This is a genomic window from Bradyrhizobium sp. Ken01 (genome assembly GCF_055807355.1).
Genome location: NZ_JBVVPC010000008.1, coordinates 161,557 through 179,514, shown reverse-complemented (window position 1 = coordinate 179,514; position 17,958 = coordinate 161,557). Strand labels below are relative to the sequence as shown.

Genomic DNA, 17,958 nt, shown 5'->3' with positions numbered 1-17,958 from the left:
CCGATCATTCGGCCACTCGGACGGCTCGGAACGCAAAGAGTATGCCGCCGGTGAGGAAAATGTAAGCCGAATGTCAAGCGCGCCCTCCCATGCCTTGGCACCCTCGTCTGGGTAGAACAACCAGAGAAGGTACCCCGATGAGCACGACCTACGGTGCAACAGGGTTGGGACAGATGGCAGCTTTGGCCTACGGCGTCTCCAACCTTTTCAAGAGATGTTGGGATGCTTTTCAAGAACGGCGCGAACGCCATAGGTTACGAGCCACGTTGTCAGACCTCAGTGACAGGGAGCTAATGGATATCGGCACAACGCGCGGCGAGATCGACTACGTCGCTTCGAACCGAGGTATCGACCCGCGAGGCATCCGATCCGCCGAATGGGTGCGATATCTGCCAACGTTCGACGGCCAAATCGGGCCCATCGACTTCCGATAAGGGTCAAAGTGCGAAGAATTCACCCCGAGCAAATCTGGTCCGACATGCCTCACTAAGCGGGACCCAGTCGAGGTGTGCCGGTACTTCGCTAACGGGCCAATCGCAGACATTGCGCCTCGCGCTCGATCACCCCGTTTGCACAAGTGAACCGGCTTACTCTGGCAATCCGGCTTTCCTTAGCCCTTCTTCATATCCGTCGATGAGGCACCAGGTGCCGTATGATTGACACGCGCAGCGTGGGATGAACTCGCCGGAGCCGAGCTATTGCCTTGCGTGCCTCTTCCATGCGGCCGGCCATCGCGTTGCTCGCGGCGGCCACGCGCAATCCAGCCGGAAACTCCGGATTGTATTGCAACGCCAGTGCCGCCCACGACGCCGCCTCGTCATACCGGCCTAGCAGGAAATGCGCATACGCGGTCCCGGTTCGCATGCCCGCCATCCTCGAATCCAATGGGTTCAGACGCATGGCGCGCGCGAAACATTTGACCGCCGGCACCGGCTCGCCGAGCCAATTTTTCACCCAACCGCTGAAGTGCCATGCCTCAGCCAAATTGACATTCAGCAAAAGTGCACGGTCGATCAGGGCGGCCCCTTGCTCGAAATCGCCAACGATATAGGCGCAAGCCCATCCGCTCGCACTGAGCGCGATCGCGTCATCTTTGCCCAACTCGACCGCGCGTTTGACGAGTCGTTTTACTTCGTCAATCTCTTCCGTCGTGCCTGAGAACCAGCCAATGCCCTTACTATATGCGTAGCAAGAGGCAGCACGGCCATACGCGGCCGCAAAATTCGGATCGAGTTCAGTCGCGGTGTTGAATAGACGCAATGCGTCCTCAATCGCCTGCCGGCTGTGGTCAATTTGATAGTGTCTAGCCAATCCGCGCAAATAGACAGTATACGCGTCGAGACTTTCCGTTGGCTTACGCTTGGCGCGCTCGATCTCCGCTTTTTCCACGGTCGGTGCGATCGCTCCAACCACGCTCTCAGTCACTTGATCCTGCAGATCGAAGACGTTGCCGAGCTCACCCTCAAACCGGTCGGCCCAAAGATGAGCCCCGGTGGCGGCGTCGACAAGCTGTCCCGTGATGCGAATACGGTCCAAAGCTTTGCGGACGCTGCCTTCTAGGATGTAGCGCACCCCAAGTTCGCGCCCGATCTGCTTCGCGTTGACGGCGCGCCCTTTGTACGTGAAACTCGAGTTGCGTGCGATGACGAATAGAGCCTTGAACCGAGACAGCGCAGTGATGATGTCCTCGGCCATTCCATCAGCAAAGTAGTCCTGTTCCGGATCGGAGCTCAGGTTGACAAAAGGGAGAACGGCCACAGAGGCTTTCTCGGGGAGCGAGAGATCTGGTGCCTGCCCCTGCACAGCAGCATCGCCTATTGCCTCGTCTGTCGTTTCACGCACTGTTCCGACGAAACGGAAGCCTTTGCGCGGCAGTGTCTTGATCAATCGCTGTTCTTCACCGGAATCGCCAATGGCAGTGCGGACAGCATTAAGGCGCGTCGTGAGCGCGGCTTCGGACACGCTCCGCCCGCTCCAAATGGCGTTGATGAGATCGTCCTTGCTGACGACGCGCTCCCTGTTGCGGATAAGGTAGTCGAGTAGATCGAAGACCTGTGGAGCGACAGGGACGACGTTCGCCCCGCGATGTAGCTCGCGCCGCTCGGTGTCAAATGCGTATTCCTCAAAGAGATAACGCAAGCTGCCAATCCCTTAGGCTGCCGCCGGTCACAGATTCAGTGCCGAGCCTAAGGATAAGCTGCCGGTAAGGAAAAAGTAAGCGGAACGTCAAGCTTAACCTCTCATGCCTTGGCCGAGGCATCGATCCGCCGGATGAACACCTGAAGCCTGCTACCAACAGGGATTGGAGCGCAGGCGAACACGACTAGATGCAACATTGGGACAAGCCGACTTCTGGTATGGGTCACGAGCCGCCGATCACACGCAAGGTGGGAGACTTCCGCTTTGGATTGGTAAGCCGATGTTTATGGGCACGCCCTATCCTGCCGCTCGCCTTGGCGTCAGATGAGCGGCGCCATCAGTCGGCGGCGCGATGTGCATCAGGATGGTCTGGGTGGCGGATGCGACCTCGATGCCGTTGTGCTGGAAACGCTGCTTCATGCGGCGGTTGAATTCGCGCTGCACCGGCCAGCGGCCGGCCTCGGTGCAACGGATCTGGCCGACGATCGACACCATGGCGCCGTCGACCTTGTCGATGCCCCAGAGATCGAGATCGCCGCGGATCAGGCTGCGGAATTCGACCTCGCGGCGCATCTCGTCGACGATGTCCTTGAGGATCTGACCAGCGCGATCGGTATCCTCCTTGTAGGCGACGTTGACGCTGACGGACGCATTGCCAGCGCCACGGCTGGCATTGGTGATGGTGGTGACCGCGCTGAACGGCACGATGTGCACGGCACCGTCGCCAGCCCGGAGCCTGATCGTGCGGATCGAGACGTTCTCGACCACGCCCGAGAGCCCGGACACGCTGACGCTGTCGCCGACCTGCACGGTGTTCTCCAGCAGCAGGAATAGGCCGGTGATGAGGTCCTGCACCAGTTTTTGCGAACCGAAACCGATGGCGATGCCGACGATGCCGGCGCCCGCCAGCAGCGGCGCGACGTTGACGCCAATCTCGCTGAGCGCCGTGAGGCCGACGACGGTGGCGATCACGCACAGCAAGGCCGTCCGCAGCATCGGCTGAAAAGTCCGCAGCCGCGCGGCGCGGGCATAGTGCCCGTCCCGCGACAGCGAATTGATCTGGCGGTCCAGCAGCGCGTTGCTGGCTTCCCAGATCGCAGCTGCAATGAATACGGCAAGTCCGATCGTCACCACCGCCGAGATCAGCCGGCCGCCGATCTGGCCGCCATAGAACCAGACGATGGCATCGACGCCCCAGACTTCGAGCACGGCCACCAGGCCGATGAAGGCGATGACGCCAGATACGATCTTGCGCAGCAGCGGCAGATAGCGGTTGGCGCGGATCTCGAGGCCCGGAAAGCGCTGGAGGATCTCCGGCTTGATGCGGAAGCCGCGGTCGATCAGGCCCAGCGTCAGCATGATGGCAACGCGCGTGATCAGCGCCACCGCGATGGTGCCGACGAAATATTGCAGCAGCAACGAATAGCCGTTGCGAATGTTCAGCGCCCACACGGCCCACAGCGCCAGGTCGAGCGCGATGGCAAGATAGTGCCAGCCGCCCGCGATGCGGTTGCGCAGTCCCGCCGCGATCCCCTGCCGGTCGGCCGGCGCGCGGATGGCTTCGGCGACCTGGCGGCGGCATTGCAGGATGATGACGACGACGAAGAGATGAACGACCAGCATCACCATGCGCAAGAGCGCGGCATAGCCGGCGCGATGCAGGCCGAGCAGCAGCGCAACGTTGGCAACGGCGATGCCGGAGACGGCGACACCGACGATGCGGCGCGCCCAGATCTCGATATAGGCGGCGGTTTCGGCCTTGACCGGAAACAAGCCGAACGGTCCCGCCAGCACACGGACCACACAGATGAGCCCGCGCGAGAACGCATAGGCGTTGACGACCGCGAGGATTACGAGGCGGACGGTGGTGGACTCGCCGATCTCGGTGCCGAGCAGCGCCGTGGCGACGCCGACAAAGACCAACACGGGAAGCAGTTCGAGCAGAAAGCGTCCCAGCACGAGGGGCAGCCGCAGCATGATCTGCCAGGCCCGCGCCAGGCTGTGGCGGCGCCTATACAGTTCGGGCGCGGGGGTGACATCGGCCACCGACGACGGCGGATCGGCAATGGGCAACACCTGCACCGGCAGGCGCGCCGTTTGCGGCATGCGCCCTTCCAGGAACACGACGGGGCGCCGGATCAGACGGAACATCACCCATTCGGCGCAAAAGGCGCAGCCGAACACCAGCGCGAGTTTCCAGGCGATCTCGATCAGGAGATTGTAGGCCGCGGGATCGTTCGCGGTCCGCACGATCCAGTAATAGAACGCCGGGAAGTGCGTGAGCGTCCTGGCCATATCGGCGACGTCTCGCGAAATTTCGCCGATTTCCTCGGACACGGTGAGCATGAGCTGCGCACCGAGGCCGTCGGCCGCCAACGGGATCGGCGATTTTGGCTCGGGCGCGGACTGCTGTGCACCAGACGCATTGGCGATCGCGCGCAGCGTATCGATCATCTGCCCACGCTTCTTGTCGTCCTGCAGCGTCTCCAGCGCCCGCTTGGCCTCCTCGGGCGACACCGTGGCAGCGCTGTTTGTCGCCGGCGCAGGCGGCGCGGCGCTGACGCTGGAGAGAGACGAAATCGCGATCAAGAGCGCGGCAAGAAGCGCGGAGGCAAGCTTATGCGACACGAGGGATTCCCTGGGAAAAATGAATGCGACGGCGACGTCGGGACCGTCACCGCCGAAGCACATGCATCATGTCGGATCGACGCTATTCGCCCCGGCGCTGTGTCGGAAGTTGGCCAATGAGGCGACATTCTCTTGGCATTTGCCGCGGTGCAGGAAGCGGGAACCGCGATTTCAAGCCGAGGGATCCGTATGCGGCAGCATTTCAATGGAGATGGATGCAGCTGAGCCTCATCCTGAGGAGACCGCGAAGCGGTCGTCTCGAAGGACGAGGCGCTCGCTCAGGCGCCGCTGAGATGTCATGTGCGCTCGCCCTGATATGCGGTCACCCTGCGTCATTCCGGGAGTCGGCCCGGAATGACGCGATGAGGAGGAGGAGAGAAGCAGGATGTCAAAAGCGCGGCGGCCTAGTCACGGCCATCCGACATGATCGCTGTGATGCAATCGATGTGATGCAGGGTACAGCGCCGGGCAGGTAGGGGCTATGCCACACTGATGCAGCCCACTAGACCTTGGCCCGGCGTGCCGTTCGCGATTTCTGCCGCTATGCGATAGTCCGAACGAGCTCCATCGCACTTAACGCGGCTGGATCTGCGGAGGTGGTGTCATAGACCTCCCCTTGCTCTTGATGTGGACGTTGCGCGTCGCTTGTTTGCGACCATTGCGATGGTCCTCCCGTGACGCAAGACTGTCAAGCACGATCAACGGCCGCGGTATCACATTTGAGGACGCGTTCCATTCCGGCGCGACGGACACGCCGCTGCCGAACACGAGAAGTGGACGAGTTACAAGACTGCCCTTCCCGCAAATGTAGAGCGCGTCTGCTACGGGTTGCGCGTGGGTACAGAGGGATTGGGGATGATGACATCATACCCCTGTTTTGCCCGACGAGTCAAACCTCTTCGAGAAATCCGCAATCTCTCGATCTGACCTTCAAGCCATTGATTTCGTTATCCCCGGCTACTGTGCATGGGGTTGTTTTCGCGTTTTTTGTTTCTTGTCCGCCTTCTCCTCTTTCTCCAGCGCCCTGCGCACCTCGTCGAATTCGCCCAGCGAGGCCTTGTCGGCGCGGGGGAAGCGCAGATCGAGCTGTTCGAGCGCCGCGACGATGGCCGACCCGATCACGACGCGGGCGAACCATTTGTGGTCGGCCGGCACGACATACCACGGCGCGTGAGGCGTTGCCGTGTGCCGGACAATGTCCTGATAGACCGCCTGGTAGCGCGGCCACAGCGCGCGTTCCTTGATGTCGTCCATGGAGAACTTCCACTGCTTTGACGGATCCTCCAGCCGGTCGAGGAAGCGCTCGCGCTGCTCGTCCTTGGACAAATTGAGGAAGAATTTCAGCACCACGGTGCCGTTGCGCGAGAGATAGCGCTCCCAGGCAGAGATGTCCTCGAACCGCTCCTTCCAGATGTTCTTGGTGACGAGCTTTGGCGGCAGCTTCTCCTTGGCGAGGATTTCCGGATGCACGCGCGTCACCAGGCATTCCTCGTAATGGGAGCGGTTGAAGATGCCGATATGGCCGCGCTCCGGCAGCGCGACCGCGTGGCGCCAGAGGAAGTCGTGATCGAGCTCCTTGCTGCTCGGCGCCTTGAAGGCACTGACTGCGCAGCCCTGCGGATTGATGCCTTCGAAGATCGCCTTGATCGCAGAATCCTTGCCGCCGGCGTCCATCGCCTGGAACACGATCAGCACCGACCAGCGATCCTGGGCGTAGAGCTTCTCCTGAAACGCGATCAGCCTCTTCTTGTTGGCCTCGAGAAGCTCCTGCGCCTTCTCCTTGTCGAGATCGCCCTTCTCGTCGGTCTTGTGCTCCTTGAGATGAAACTTGCCCGAACCGTCGTAGCGGAAGGGCGTAATGTAGCGGTCAAGTTCCTGGGCGAGCGATTTGGACGGCTTCTTGCTCATGAGCGCGGGGCACCTTGCGTTGCGGCTTCAATCGTTCGAGCAAGCTACCAAGGATGCCCTTCGGAAGGAATATGATGAACAGCACGAGCAGCACGCCGTAGACGAGATTGTCCCAGCCGACTGCCTTGGTGCCGAAACCGATGCGCAGGGTCTCGGCCAGCATAATCGTGATGACAGCGCCGAAGGTCGGGCCGAGCGAGACGAACAGGCCGCCGACGATGGCCGCGAACACCATCTGGAGCGACACCGCGATGCCGCTGACGGTGTCGGGCGTGATGAACATCTGGTACTGGCAGTAGAGCGCGCCGGCGAGCGCCGTCATCAGCGCGCTGAGCAGGGTAATCTTCAGCTTCTCCGCGGTGACGTCGACGCCGGCGGCGGCCGCGGCGTCCTCGTCCTCCGAGATCGCCTCCAGTGCGTAGCGCGCCATGCTGCGGTCGACCCAGTGCCAGACCACGATGCCGAACAGCCAGACCCCGAGCGCGATCAGGTACCAGGTGATCTTGTCGTCGAATTGCAGCGACCAGAGCTTGTTGCCCGCGGCCCGGTTCGGCGTATAGCCGAGCGAGCCGCCGGTGTAGTCGCGCGTCGCGGTGATGACCTGGAGCACGATGCCGGAGAGCGCGAGCGTCACCAGCACGAAATAGTGCCCGGTGATACGAAAGCGAAAACAGGGATAGCCGACGATCAGCGCCAGTGCGCCGGCCGCGACCATGCCGATGGGGATGCCGATCCAGGGCGACCAGCCCAGGTGATTCCAGAGTAGCGCGGTGACATAGGCGCCGATGCCCATGAAACCGCCATGGCCGAGCGAGACCAGGCCGAACCGCCCCATCATCGACCATGACGTATAGGCGAACGACCAGATCAGGATCAGCACCAGGATGTGCAGATGATAGGGATCGCGATAGACGAAAGGCAGTGCGACCAGCGCCGCCAATCCGATCCCCCAAGCTGCAAGCCGTCCCCGCCCCATCATCGGCGCCTCGCGAGCAGGCCCGCGGGCCGGATGAACATCATGACGATGAAGAAGGCGAAGGCGAGCACATAGCCCCATTCGAGATCGGAGAACAGGCCGCCGAGCGAGATGATCTCGGCGAACACGAAGGCGGCGATGAAGCCGCCGATGAAATTGCCTAAGCCCCCGAGCACGCAGATCAGGAAGGTGATCGGCCCGAACGACAGGCCGACGAAGGGATGCACGTCATATTGCAGCACCAGCAAGCACGCTGCTAGCCCGGCCAGCCCCCCGCCGATCGCGGAGGTGATGAGATAGATGCGCTTGGTGTCGACGCCCATCAGCGCCATGATCTGCCGGTCCTGCGAGATCGCCCGGATCGCGGTGCCGGTGAACGTCCGGGTCATGAACAGATAGACCGCGACCATGCCGACCAGCGCCGCCAGGAAGGACAGAAGTCGTGCGTAGCTGAAATTCATGTCGCCGAAGGCGAGCACCGGCAGGCGAATGCCGAGGTTGCGGAAGTCGATGCCGAAGGCGACCGTGGCAGAGCTCTGCAGCACGAACAGCACTCCGCCGGTCGCGAGCAACTGGTTGATCGGCGGCGCCGTGAGCAGCGGCGCGATCACGAGGTAATGCAGCGCCGCGCCGAGCACCGCGACCAGCAGGATGGTGAGCGGCGCGGCGAGGAAATAGCTGATGCCGTAATACTGCACCAGGAAATACATCGCGTACATGCCGATCATCACCAGCTCTGCGTAGCAGATCCAGGTCACGTCGATGACGCCGAAGATCAAATTGAGCCCGAGCGCGAGCAGCGCCAGCACGCCGCCGAGCAGGATGCCATTGATCACGGCCTCCAGCAGGTAGATGTCGAAAATGTCCAGAAATGCTTGCATGCCCGCATGAACCTCACACCCCGAGATACGCTTCCTTGACCGTGTCGCTCGCCAGCATCTCGGCCGAGGTGCCTGAGGACCTGATCGTACCCGCCTCGATCAGATAGGCGCGGTCGACCACTTTCAGCACCTGCTGCACATTCTGCTCGACGATCAGCACGGTCAGTCCGCTGGCACGGATCCGCTTCACCAGCTCGAACACCTGCTGCACCACGACCGGCGCGAGCCCCGCCGACGGCTCGTCGAGCAGCAGCAGCTTTGGATTCGACATCAGCGCGCGACCGATCGCGCACATCTGTTGCTCACCGCCGGACATGGTGCCGGCCATCTGGTGGCGGCGCTCCTTCAGGCGCGGAAACAGCTCGAACACCACGTCCAGCCGCTCGGCATAGTGGCCGCGCGCCTCCTTCATGAACGCGCCCATCTTGAGATTGTCGTCGACGGATAGCTGCGGAAACAGCCGCCGGTTCTCCGGCACGTGCGCGATCCCGAGGCTGACGATCTTGTGCGGCGGCGTGGCCACGACGTCGACGGCTTCCATTCTGATCGAACCGCGCGAGGGGCGGATCAGCCCGGAGATGACGCGCATCAAGGTGGTCTTGCCGGCGCCGTTCGGCCCGATGACGCCGACGGCCTCACCCGCCTTCACGTCGAGATCGACGTCGAACAGTGCCTGGAACGTGCCATAGCCGGCATTGACGCCGCGGAGCTCCAGCATCGGCTACCCTCCCGCGCGGCGGCGCGCTGCGGCGGCCGCGGCCTGCGTGGTCTCGGCATCGGTGCCGAGATAGACCTCGATGACACGGGGATCGCCGGCAACGGCACTCGGCAACCCTTCCGAGATCTTCTCGCCGTGATCGAGCACCATGACGCGATCGACCACGCGCATCAGCACGCCCATGATGTGCTCGACCCAGATGATGGTGATGCCGAGTTCGTCGCGGATGTTGCGCAGCATGTCGGCCGCCTGACCCATCTCGGCCTCGTCGAGGCCACCGAGGCTCTCATCGGCCAGCAGGAGTTTCGGCGCGGTAGCGAGTGCTTTCGCCAGCTCCAGTTTTTTCAACCCCGCTGCACCCAGACCGTCGACACTGGCATGGCGGTCGGTCGGCAGGCCCACCATGGCGAGCGATCGTTCGGCCGCCTCCTCGGCCTTGACGCGGCTGTGGCGGCCTTGGCCGTAGAAGCCGGCGAGCGCGACGTTCTCGAAGATCGTCAGGCGGCGGAACGGGCGCGGGATCTGGAAGGTGCGGCCGATGCCGCTGTTGATGATCCGGTGCGGCGGAAGGCCTGCGATTTCGGAGCCGTCGAACTGGATCGAACCGGACGTCGGCGCCAGCGTGCCCGATAGCATATTGAAGATCGTGCTCTTGCCCGAGCCGTTGGGGCCGATCAGGCCGAGGATCTCGCCCTGGTCGACTTTGAACGACACATTGTTGACGGCGGTGAAGCCACCAAACCGCTTCACCAGCCCGCTGACTTCCAGCACCGTCCCGCTCTCCTCTCTGCGCGCATTTGCGCTACTGGTTGCTGTAGGTGGTGCCCTTGGGCAACGGCAGCACGGCCTCGCGCTGCGCCTGGCTCTTGGGCCACACCACGGAGGATTTGTCGTCGATGTATTGGATCACGACCGGGAACGAGCGCTCGTTCTGCCCGGCCATCGGCGTGCCCTCGCCGTAAAACTTGACGCCGAAGCCGAGCATGGTGCCCCCTTCCGGAATATCAGTGTCGAGCGCAGCCTTGCGCAGCGCATCCGGATCGACACCGCCATACTTCTTGATCGCGCGCGGCAGGACGTCATTCATGAACACATAAGTGTTGGACGCACCGATGCCGACATGCGCCGAGCGGATGGCGACGCCGGGCCGGATCTTGTCGAACTCCTCGCCGACCGTCTTGATCACGGGCGGGAGCTTGGGATCCATGGTCTTCTGGTTGGCAAGCCAGATCGAGATCGGGTCGGTGTTGAAGATGTAGGTGGCATCCGCCCCCATGCCTTCCTTCAGCTTCTCATAGACGCCGTAACCCGCACCGTGTCCCATCAGCGCGCCGAACTTCAGCCCTTGCTCGCGCGCCTGACGCAGCAACAGCGTGATATCGGGGTTGTAGCCGGTGTGGAAAATGACGTCGGGCTTGGCGCGCTTCAACTTGGTCACCAACGCGGAGAGGTCGGGCGCGGTGGCCGAATAGCCCTCCTTCATCACGACGTTGAAGCCCGCCTTCTTCGCGCCGGCCTCGTTGCCCCTGGACACGTCGACGCCATAGGCGCCGTCTTCGTGAATGATGGCGACGCGCAGATCCTTCGGCTCCTTGTCGAACTTCGCCTTGGCGTTCTGCGCGATGAAGTCCATCGTCATCATGCCGAACTGGTCGCCGCTCGCCTGGGGGCGGAAGACGTATTTGTAGCCCTTCTCGTTGAACACGGCCGACGAGATGCACGTCGTCATCCACATGAACTTCTTGAGCTGCTCGACGCGGGCCGCCACCGGCACACATTGTGCCGAGGAGAAGAAGCCGAGCACCATGTCGACCTTTTCCTGCTCGAGCAGACGGACGGATTCGTTGATCGCGATGTCGGGCTTGCTCTGGGCGTCGGCATAGACCGCCTCGATCTTGTAGCCCTCGACACCGGTCTTGGCGAAGTGGTCGAGGATGATCTTTGCGCCGACATAATTGAGCTCGGACCCGCCGCCTGCGAGCGGCCCGGTCAGGTCGAACACGACGCCGATCTTGATCTTCTTCTCTTGAGCCTTCTCTTGGGCCTCGGCCGAAGCCATCAAGCCGGTGGCCGATATCGCGACCAACAGCCCACGTACCAGACGGGCAGCCCTGCGCACGCGCATCAAAACCTCCCTGGACGATTGTGCATTGCATTCTTTTTGGTTTTATATTTCTGCCCATCACATGGGCTGAGCGCAGCGATGTCAAGCCTCGCGCATCAGCGCGATGCGAACTGCTGCTCGACGAAGGCCGTGACAAATCGCGGCATGGACGGCGTGAGATCGCTCTTCCCGCGCACGAGATGGATTGCCGAGAGCTCTGGCTCGGCCTCGCCCGCCAGATTGGCTTCGATCCGCGCACGCGCCACATCACCCGGCATGTCCAGGTTGATAATTTGCAGCATCGCAATCGTTGGGCCGGTGACGACGCAGTGCCAGTCCGGCTCGACCCGATAGTCGGCCGCGGTCAGGCCGGTCTCTTCCTCGAGCTCGCGGATCACGCTGCCGGGAATGTCCAGCGTGTCGCCCCTGACGTCGTCGAGATCGGGCGTGCCCGACGGGAAATAGATCCGGCCCGCATTGGCGGTGTGCTGCGCCATCTCGCCCATGACGAAGGCGCCGTCGGAGGTGCGCAGCGCGCCCATGCCAAAACCGTTGAACACCGCCTTGTCGGGAAAGCCCCAGTCGCGCCAGGCGAGGAAGCTGGCGAAATCGGTCTCGAAATAGGTCGCAGAGAGATGGCCGTCGGCGAACCTTGCATCGAGCCCGAGCAGGACGCGGCCGTTCCAGAGCTTTGGTCGCTCACGCTGCTTCTCGGCGAAATGCGCGGCGATCTCGGCGCGCCGCTCCTCCGCGAATGCCCAGACGATCGGCCGGACGGCAAGTTCAAGCGTCGTGACCCGATGAATGATGGGTGATGTCATGACGCCTGATGACCACGCCTTCGCGTCAGTTATTTGACGCTTCCCGTGGTCTTCTTGGCTTGCTCGACATACTTGTTGGTGAAGGTCTTGCTGACGTCGATCTTGGCATTGGCGACCTCGGGCGAGCCGACGCTGAACACCGCGAGCACGGCATCCGCGCCCTTCGGGTCCATCTTGCCGGTCTCGGAGTACATCGGGATCGTGTTCTTGAGTGCCGCGAGATACAGGTCCTTGTTCTTGCCGACGGTCTCCTCCGGCATCTTCACCATGATCTCCTCGGGCGAGTGCGAGTGGATCCAGGCGAGCGTACCCAGGATCGCGTTGGTGAGCGCCTGCGTCTCCTTCTCGTGGCCGGCCACCCAGGCCGCGGTCGAATACAGCGCGCCGCCCGGATATTCGCCGCCGAAGGTCTCGAGCGTATCCTTTTGCGTGCGGGTGTCCGAGAGGATGCGCAGATCCTTGTGGCTGCCCTGGAGCACGGTCACCGACGGATCGAGCATCACGGCCGCATCGATCTGGCCCTGCTCCATCGCGGCGACCGCAGTGGCGCCGAGGCCGACGCCGATCACGGCGGTGCTGGCGGGATCGACCCCGTTCTTCTTCAGCATATACTTCAGGAAGAAGTCCGTGGAGGAGCCTGGCGCGCTGACACCGACCTTCTTGCCGGCGAGGTCCTTGATCGACTTGATCTCGTTGGTGTGCGACGGCGATACCACCAACACGAGGCCGGGATAGCGGTCATAGACGACGAACGCCTGAAGCTCCTGTTTCTTGGCCGCGAGGTTGACGCAATGGTCGAAATAGCCGGAGACAACGTCGGCGCTGCCGCCGAGCACGGCCTTGAGCGCGTCCGAGCCGCCCTTGAGGTCCACGAGCTCGACATTGAGGCCGGCCTTGTCGTATTCGCCGAGCTGTTTTGCCAGCACCGTCGGCAGGTAGCACAGGCAGGAGCCGCCGCCGATCGCGATGGTGACCTTGCTTTGCGCGGCGGCGAGACCGGTGGTGAGGGTCAGCGCGAGCAGCGCGCCCGCGAGCCTGGCTATCGTGTTCTTCATTGGTTTCCTCCGTTCGGCTGGCGGCACCATAGAGCAGCCGGACTGGCTTGAGAAGCAGGACCGAAGGCGCTGGCCATCGGCCTTTCGGCGCAATAGCATGAGCCCACAAGAACAATTCTTGATGGGGAGGATCATCCATGAATCGCCTTGCAATCGGACTGTCGATCGCCACCGCTTTTGCCGCCGGGTGCGGCGCAACCCACCTGCTGCGGCCGGCGCTGGCCGCGGAGAACATCACTCCGCAGATCATTCACACCGGCGAGATGGAGGGCGACGCGCTCGGGAACGCCAACGCCGTCGGCTTCCGTTCCAAGATGTTCGCAAGCGCCGACGGCGCCACCATCTCGATCCAGGTCGGCAATGTGCCCAAGCACATGCATCCCAACACCAACGAGATCCAGTACATTCTGGAGGGCACCGGCACGATCTGGTTCGGCGACAAGGAAGTCACGGTGAAGCCAGGCGACCTCGTCATCATCCCGAAGGGGACGCCGCATGGCGGCACCAAGCCGATCAGCGGACAGGTCAAGGCGATCGCGATCAAGACGCCGCCGCAGGCCCCCGACGACACCAAGCTGCTGGATTGATCAATCCGGGGCTCGCGCCGATGCGAGCCCCCTTGCAGTCTAGCCGCGCCCGTCCACGGTCGGGCGCCAGACCAGTAGTCTCCGCTCCACCAAGGTGACGCCAAAGTCGATCAGGATGACAAAGGCCGACAGCACGAACATGCCGGCGAACACGCCGGCGACATCGAATACGCCTTCGGCCTGCTGAATGAGATAGCCGAGCCCCGCCGCCGATCCAAGATATTCGCCGACGACCGCACCGACCACGGCAAAGCCCACCGACGTATGCAGCGAGGAGAACATCCACGACAGCGCCGACGGCCAATAGACGTGCTGCATCAGCTGCCGCTCGCTCATGCCGAGCATGCGACCGTTGTCGAGCACCGTGCGGCTGACCTCCTTGACGCCCTGATAGACGTTGAAGAACACGATGAAGAACACCAGCGTCACGCCGAGCGCGACCTTGGACCAGATGCCCAGCCCAAGCCACAACGCGAAGATCGGCGCCAGCACGACACGCGGCAGTGCGTTGACCATCTTGACGTAGGGATCGAACACCGCGGCGACCAGCGGCTGGCGCGCGAACCAGAAGCCGATCAGCACGCCACCGGCCGATCCGATCACGAAGGCCAGGATTGATTCCGTCAGCGTAATGCCGAGATGCTTCCAGATCACACCGGACGAGAACCATTTGACGATCTGGGCGAAGACATCGACCGGGTTGGAGAAGAAGAACGGCGGCAGCAATATCTTGCCGAACACGGGCACGGTCGACAGCAATTGCCACAGCGCGAGGCAGACCACCGCGACCAGCACTTGCAGCGCAAGCAGCGTCACCCGCGACATCAGACCGCCTCCGCCGCTTGCGTGGATTGCGCGTAGCCCTTCATGACCTCGTCCTTGAGCACGCTCCAGATCTCGCGATGAAGCGCATGGAACTCCTTGTCCAGCCGCACTTCAAAAATGTCGCGCGGACGCGGCAGGCTCACGCGCCAGTCGCCGATGATGCGGGAGGACGGCCCCGCCGACATGATCACGACCCGGTCGGCGAGCGCGATCGCCTCTTCCAGATCATGGGTGACAAACAGCACGGCCTTGCGATCGGCATTCCAGAGGTCGAGCAGGAGGTTGCCCATCACCTGCCGGGTCTGCGCATCCAGCGGCCCGAACGGCTCGTCCATCAGCAGGATCTTTGGATCGCGGATCAGCACCTGAGCCAGCGCCACGCGCTTGCGCTGGCCGCCCGAGAGCATGTGCGGATAACGGTTGGCGAAGGCGCCCAAGCCGACCGAGGTCAGCCATTTCTGCGCCCGCGGCAGCGCCTCGCTGCGCGGCGTGCCGCTGACTTCGAGCCCGATCGCGACATTGTCGAGCGCGGTCTTCCAGGGGAACAGCGCATCGGCCTGGAACAGATAACCGGCATCTCGGTTCAGCCCGGCGAGCGGCTGGTCGAATATCCTGACGCTCCCGGCAGCCGGCTTCAGCAGCCCGGCCGCGACGTTGAGCAGCGTCGATTTCCCGCAGCCGGTCGGGCCGACGATGGCGACGAACTCGCCCTCTCCGACCGTCAGATTCGCCTTCTCCACCGCTGTATAGACCCGCCCGTCCCCCAGCTGGAACGCGACCTTGGCATCTTCCAGCGCCACTGCCGTAGGCGTCGCCATGTATTCCCTCCGAATTTGGTCCGATGCCTTAGCCGCTCGCGCGGCCAAGTTCAATCAAGGCGCCAAGCGTGCTACGCATGGGCCTTGTCATCCCCTCCCTCCCTCAATCCTTGGGGCGGGTCAGCGCAGTGAGCCCCGCCCGATGCCGTCCAGGCCAATGATCGGCTATGCCCACGTCACCAAGAGCTTCGGCGCGCTCAAGGCCGTGGACGATGTGTCACTGGACATCGCCGAAGGCGAATTTGTCGCCGTTGTCGGCGGCTCGGGTTCGGGCAAGACGACGCTGCTGCGGCTCGCCAACCGTCTGATCGAGGCGGATGGCGGCACGATCACCGTCGAGGGCGACGACGTGCAATCGGTCGATCAGGTCGCGCTGCGGCGCCGCATCGGCTACGTCTTCCAGAGCGGTGGACTGTTCCCGCATCTGAGCGTCGCCGACAATATCGGGATCACGCCAAGACTGCTCGGCGTTCCGGCGGCGGATATCGCAACGCGGGTCGATGAGTTGCTCGAGCTCGTGCAGCTCGACCGGGCCGCGCATCGCGAGCGATTGCCGGATGCGCTCTCGGGCGGCCAGCGCCAGCGCGTCGGCGTGGCACGCGCGCTTGCGGCACGGCCCCGCATCGTGCTGATGGACGAGCCATTCGGCGCGCTGGATCCCCTCACCCGCGATGCGCTCGGCGACGATTTTCGCGAGCTGCACCGCAAGCTCGGCCTGACCACCGTGATGATCACCCACGACATGACGGAAGCGATTTTGCTGGCCGACCGCATCGCGGTGATGCGCAGCGGGAAGCTGCTGGCGCAGGGCACGCCAGTGGAGCTCTCGAAAAGCGGCGACGCCTACGTGCTGGAGCTGCTACGGACGCCGCGACGCCAGGTCGAACGATTGAACGCGCTGCTGCCACAGAGCGGGGCGGCATGAGCCTTTTCACCGATCCGCGCTGGGGCGAGGCGCTGGCGCATTTGCCCGACTATCTCGGCAACCACGTCCGGGTGAGTCTCGCCGCACTTGCGCTCGGCCTGATCGTCAGCCTGCCGCTGGCGATCCTGACCCGCAACCGCCCCACCCCGCGCGCCGTCCTGCTCGCGCTCGCCAGCATCGTGCAGACGGTGCCCGGGCTGGCGCTGCTCGCGCTGTTCTACCCGCTCCTGCTGCTCGCGGCCTCCGTGACGCTTGCCTGGTTCGGCGTCTCCTTCTCCGCTTTCGGTTTCCTGCCAGCGATGCTGGCGCTGGCGCTCTATTCGATGCTGCCGGTGCTGCGCAACGGCATCACCGGCCTCAACGGCATCGATCCCGCGCTGATCGAAGCCGCTCAGGGAGTAGGCATGACCGCACGGCAGTCGCTGGTGATGGTCGAACTGCCGCTGGCCCTCCCGGTGATGATGGCTGGCATCCGTACGGCCGCAGTGTGGGTGATCGGCACCGCGACGCTGTCGACCCCGATCGGGCAGACCAGCCTCGGCAATTACATCTTTGCCGGGCTGCAGACCCAGAACTGGGTGTTCGTGCTGTTCGGCTGCTTTGCCTCGGCCCTGCTGGCGCTCGCCGTCGATCAACTGCTCGGCCTGATCGAGAGCGGCCTGCGCGGGCGCAGCCGCGTGCGTACGGCGCTTGGCGGGGCCGGGATCGCGGCACTGGTCGCCGCAACATTGGTGCCGACGATGGGCCGCTCATCACAGAGCTATGTCGTCGGCGCCAAGACCTTTGCCGAGCAATATGTGCTGTCGGCGCTGATGCGGGATCGGCTGCAGGCGGCCGGTCTTTCCGCCGTCGCACGATCCGGTCTCGGCTCGAGCGTGATCTTCGAGGCGTTGAAAGCCGGCGACATCGATCTCTATGTCGATTATTCCGGCACGCTCTGGGCCAATCAGCTTCACCGCACGGACATCAAGCCGCGCGCGGAGCTGTTGGCTGAGCTGCAGACGACACTTGCGAAAGAGAACATCACCCTGCTCGGCGAGCTCGGTTTCGAGAATGCCTATGCGCTGGTGATCCCGAAGAAGCGGGCGGAGGCGCTTGGCATCCGCACCATCGCCGATCTCGCCGCGCATGCTTCGACCCTGTCGATCGCCGGCGACTATGAGTTCTTCTCGCGACCCGAATGGGCGGCGCTGCAAAAGGCCTATGGGCTCTCGTTCCGCGCCCAGCGCCAGATGCAGCCGGATTTCATGTATGCGGCCGTCGCCAGCGGCGAGGTCGATGTCATCGCGGGCTACACCAGCGACGGGCTGATCGCAAAATACGATCTCGTTGCGCTCGACGATCCCAGGCACGCGATCCCGCCCTACGATGCCATCCTGCTGCTGGCTCCGAAGCGCGCCGGCGACGAGCGGCTGCAGGCCGCGCTGAAGCCGCTGCTCGGCAAGATCGACATCGCGACCATGCGCGAAGCCAATTTACGCGCCGCCGGCAATGACGCGAATTCGTCGCCGGATGCGGTGGCGAAATGGTTGTGGGAGAAGGTGGGTGGGCGGTAGCCGCGCCATTCATTCGA

At 63.3% G+C, this 17,958-nt stretch carries 15 protein-coding genes and 1 pseudogene; 4 read left to right on the top strand and 12 right to left on the bottom strand.

Going from position 1 to position 17,958, the window contains the following annotated elements:
* Positions 1 to 89: 89 nt before the first annotated feature.
* A complete protein-coding gene (locus AC0L3S_RS11350) occupies positions 90 to 434 on the top strand; it encodes a DUF1127 domain-containing protein (protein WP_473279111.1) in 345 nt (114 codons plus the stop codon).
* 153 nt (positions 435 to 587) lie between these two features.
* Here AC0L3S_RS11350 and AC0L3S_RS11345 read toward each other — a convergent pair.
* The 10 genes and pseudogenes from AC0L3S_RS11345 to AC0L3S_RS11300 form a co-directional block, all read right to left on the bottom strand.
* A pseudogene (locus AC0L3S_RS11345) lies at positions 588 to 2,139 on the bottom strand (winged helix-turn-helix domain-containing tetratricopeptide repeat protein).
* A 297-nt stretch (positions 2,140 to 2,436) separates the two neighbouring features.
* A complete protein-coding gene (locus AC0L3S_RS11340; RefSeq protein ID WP_473279110.1) occupies positions 2,437 to 4,767 on the bottom strand; it encodes a mechanosensitive ion channel domain-containing protein in 2,331 nt (776 codons plus the stop codon).
* A 957-nt stretch (positions 4,768 to 5,724) separates the two neighbouring features.
* A complete protein-coding gene (locus tag AC0L3S_RS11335; protein WP_473260493.1) occupies positions 5,725 to 6,675 on the bottom strand; it encodes a polyphosphate kinase 2 family protein in 951 nt (316 codons plus the stop codon).
* On the bottom strand, positions 6,635 to 7,654 hold the full coding sequence (locus AC0L3S_RS11330; RefSeq protein ID WP_473279106.1) for a branched-chain amino acid ABC transporter permease: 1,020 nt from the start codon (positions 7,652 to 7,654) through the stop codon (positions 6,635 to 6,637). The genes AC0L3S_RS11335 and AC0L3S_RS11330 overlap by 41 nt, the downstream gene beginning before the upstream one ends.
* Positions 7,651 to 8,532 (bottom strand): branched-chain amino acid ABC transporter permease, encoded by an 882-nt coding sequence (locus AC0L3S_RS11325; protein WP_473279105.1) that lies wholly within the window; start codon positions 8,530 to 8,532, stop codon positions 7,651 to 7,653. The genes AC0L3S_RS11330 and AC0L3S_RS11325 overlap by 4 nt, the downstream gene beginning before the upstream one ends.
* Positions 8,533 to 8,545: 13 nt before the next feature.
* The gene (locus tag AC0L3S_RS11320) at positions 8,546 to 9,250 is read right to left on the bottom strand and encodes an ABC transporter ATP-binding protein (protein WP_473279104.1); all 705 of its coding nucleotides are present in this window, start codon (positions 9,248 to 9,250) and stop codon (positions 8,546 to 8,548) included.
* Between the two features lie 3 nt (positions 9,251 to 9,253).
* Positions 9,254 to 10,021 (bottom strand): ABC transporter ATP-binding protein, encoded by a 768-nt coding sequence (locus AC0L3S_RS11315; RefSeq protein WP_473279102.1) that lies wholly within the window; start codon positions 10,019 to 10,021, stop codon positions 9,254 to 9,256.
* Between the two features lie 31 nt (positions 10,022 to 10,052).
* Complete coding sequence (locus AC0L3S_RS11310) at positions 10,053 to 11,375, bottom strand: ABC transporter substrate-binding protein (RefSeq protein ID WP_473279101.1); 1,323 nt, start codon at positions 11,373 to 11,375, stop codon at positions 10,053 to 10,055.
* Between the two features lie 95 nt (positions 11,376 to 11,470).
* A complete protein-coding gene (locus AC0L3S_RS11305; protein ID WP_473279100.1) occupies positions 11,471 to 12,175 on the bottom strand; it encodes an NUDIX hydrolase in 705 nt (234 codons plus the stop codon).
* Positions 12,176 to 12,204: 29 nt separating this feature from the next.
* Complete coding sequence (locus AC0L3S_RS11300) at positions 12,205 to 13,230, bottom strand: ABC transporter substrate-binding protein (RefSeq protein WP_473279099.1); 1,026 nt, start codon at positions 13,228 to 13,230, stop codon at positions 12,205 to 12,207.
* Between the two features lie 137 nt (positions 13,231 to 13,367).
* Between AC0L3S_RS11300 and AC0L3S_RS11295 the strand changes: the two genes are divergently transcribed.
* A complete protein-coding gene (locus tag AC0L3S_RS11295) occupies positions 13,368 to 13,817 on the top strand; it encodes a cupin domain-containing protein (protein WP_247288096.1) in 450 nt (149 codons plus the stop codon).
* Between the two features lie 39 nt (positions 13,818 to 13,856).
* Here the strand turns inward: AC0L3S_RS11295 and AC0L3S_RS11290 are convergent, their stop codons facing one another.
* Complete coding sequence (locus AC0L3S_RS11290) at positions 13,857 to 14,642, bottom strand: ABC transporter permease (protein ID WP_473260513.1); 786 nt, start codon at positions 14,640 to 14,642, stop codon at positions 13,857 to 13,859.
* Positions 14,642 to 15,460, bottom strand: coding sequence for an ABC transporter ATP-binding protein (locus AC0L3S_RS11285; RefSeq protein ID WP_473260515.1), 819 nt, complete (start codon positions 15,458 to 15,460; stop codon positions 14,642 to 14,644). The genes AC0L3S_RS11290 and AC0L3S_RS11285 overlap by 1 nt, the downstream gene beginning before the upstream one ends.
* Before the next feature lie 142 nt (positions 15,461 to 15,602).
* Between AC0L3S_RS11285 and AC0L3S_RS11280 the strand changes: the two genes are divergently transcribed.
* On the top strand, positions 15,603 to 16,385 hold the full coding sequence (locus AC0L3S_RS11280) for an ATP-binding cassette domain-containing protein (protein ID WP_473279097.1): 783 nt from the start codon (positions 15,603 to 15,605) through the stop codon (positions 16,383 to 16,385).
* Positions 16,382 to 17,941, top strand: coding sequence for a glycine betaine ABC transporter substrate-binding protein (locus AC0L3S_RS11275; RefSeq protein WP_473279095.1), 1,560 nt, complete (start codon positions 16,382 to 16,384; stop codon positions 17,939 to 17,941). The genes AC0L3S_RS11280 and AC0L3S_RS11275 overlap by 4 nt, the downstream gene beginning before the upstream one ends.
* Positions 17,942 to 17,958 lie beyond the last annotated feature (17 nt).

Coding starts and splice junctions, on each gene's coding strand:
- AC0L3S_RS11300 (WP_473279099.1), bottom strand. CDS start 13,230: ATGAAGAACACGATAGCCAGGCTCGCGGGCGCGCTGCTCGCGCTGACC.
- AC0L3S_RS11335 (WP_473260493.1), bottom strand. CDS start 6,675: ATGAGCAAGAAGCCGTCCAAATCGCTCGCCCAGGAACTTGACCGCTAC.
- AC0L3S_RS11320 (WP_473279104.1), bottom strand. CDS start 9,250: ATGCTGGAGCTCCGCGGCGTCAATGCCGGCTATGGCACGTTCCAGGCA.
- AC0L3S_RS11285 (WP_473260515.1), bottom strand. CDS start 15,460: ATGGCGACGCCTACGGCAGTGGCGCTGGAAGATGCCAAGGTCGCGTTC.
- AC0L3S_RS11330 (WP_473279106.1), bottom strand. CDS start 7,654: ATGATGGGGCGGGGACGGCTTGCAGCTTGGGGGATCGGATTGGCGGCG.
- AC0L3S_RS11310 (WP_473279101.1), bottom strand. CDS start 11,375: ATGCGCGTGCGCAGGGCTGCCCGTCTGGTACGTGGGCTGTTGGTCGCG.
- AC0L3S_RS11325 (WP_473279105.1), bottom strand. CDS start 8,532: ATGCAAGCATTTCTGGACATTTTCGACATCTACCTGCTGGAGGCCGTG.
- AC0L3S_RS11295 (WP_247288096.1), top strand. CDS start 13,368: ATGAATCGCCTTGCAATCGGACTGTCGATCGCCACCGCTTTTGCCGCC.
- AC0L3S_RS11290 (WP_473260513.1), bottom strand. CDS start 14,642: ATGTCGCGGGTGACGCTGCTTGCGCTGCAAGTGCTGGTCGCGGTGGTC.
- AC0L3S_RS11305 (WP_473279100.1), bottom strand. CDS start 12,175: ATGACATCACCCATCATTCATCGGGTCACGACGCTTGAACTTGCCGTC.
- AC0L3S_RS11275 (WP_473279095.1), top strand. CDS start 16,382: ATGAGCCTTTTCACCGATCCGCGCTGGGGCGAGGCGCTGGCGCATTTG.
- AC0L3S_RS11350 (WP_473279111.1), top strand. CDS start 90: ATGCCTTGGCACCCTCGTCTGGGTAGAACAACCAGAGAAGGTACCCCG.
- AC0L3S_RS11280 (WP_473279097.1), top strand. CDS start 15,603: ATGCCGTCCAGGCCAATGATCGGCTATGCCCACGTCACCAAGAGCTTC.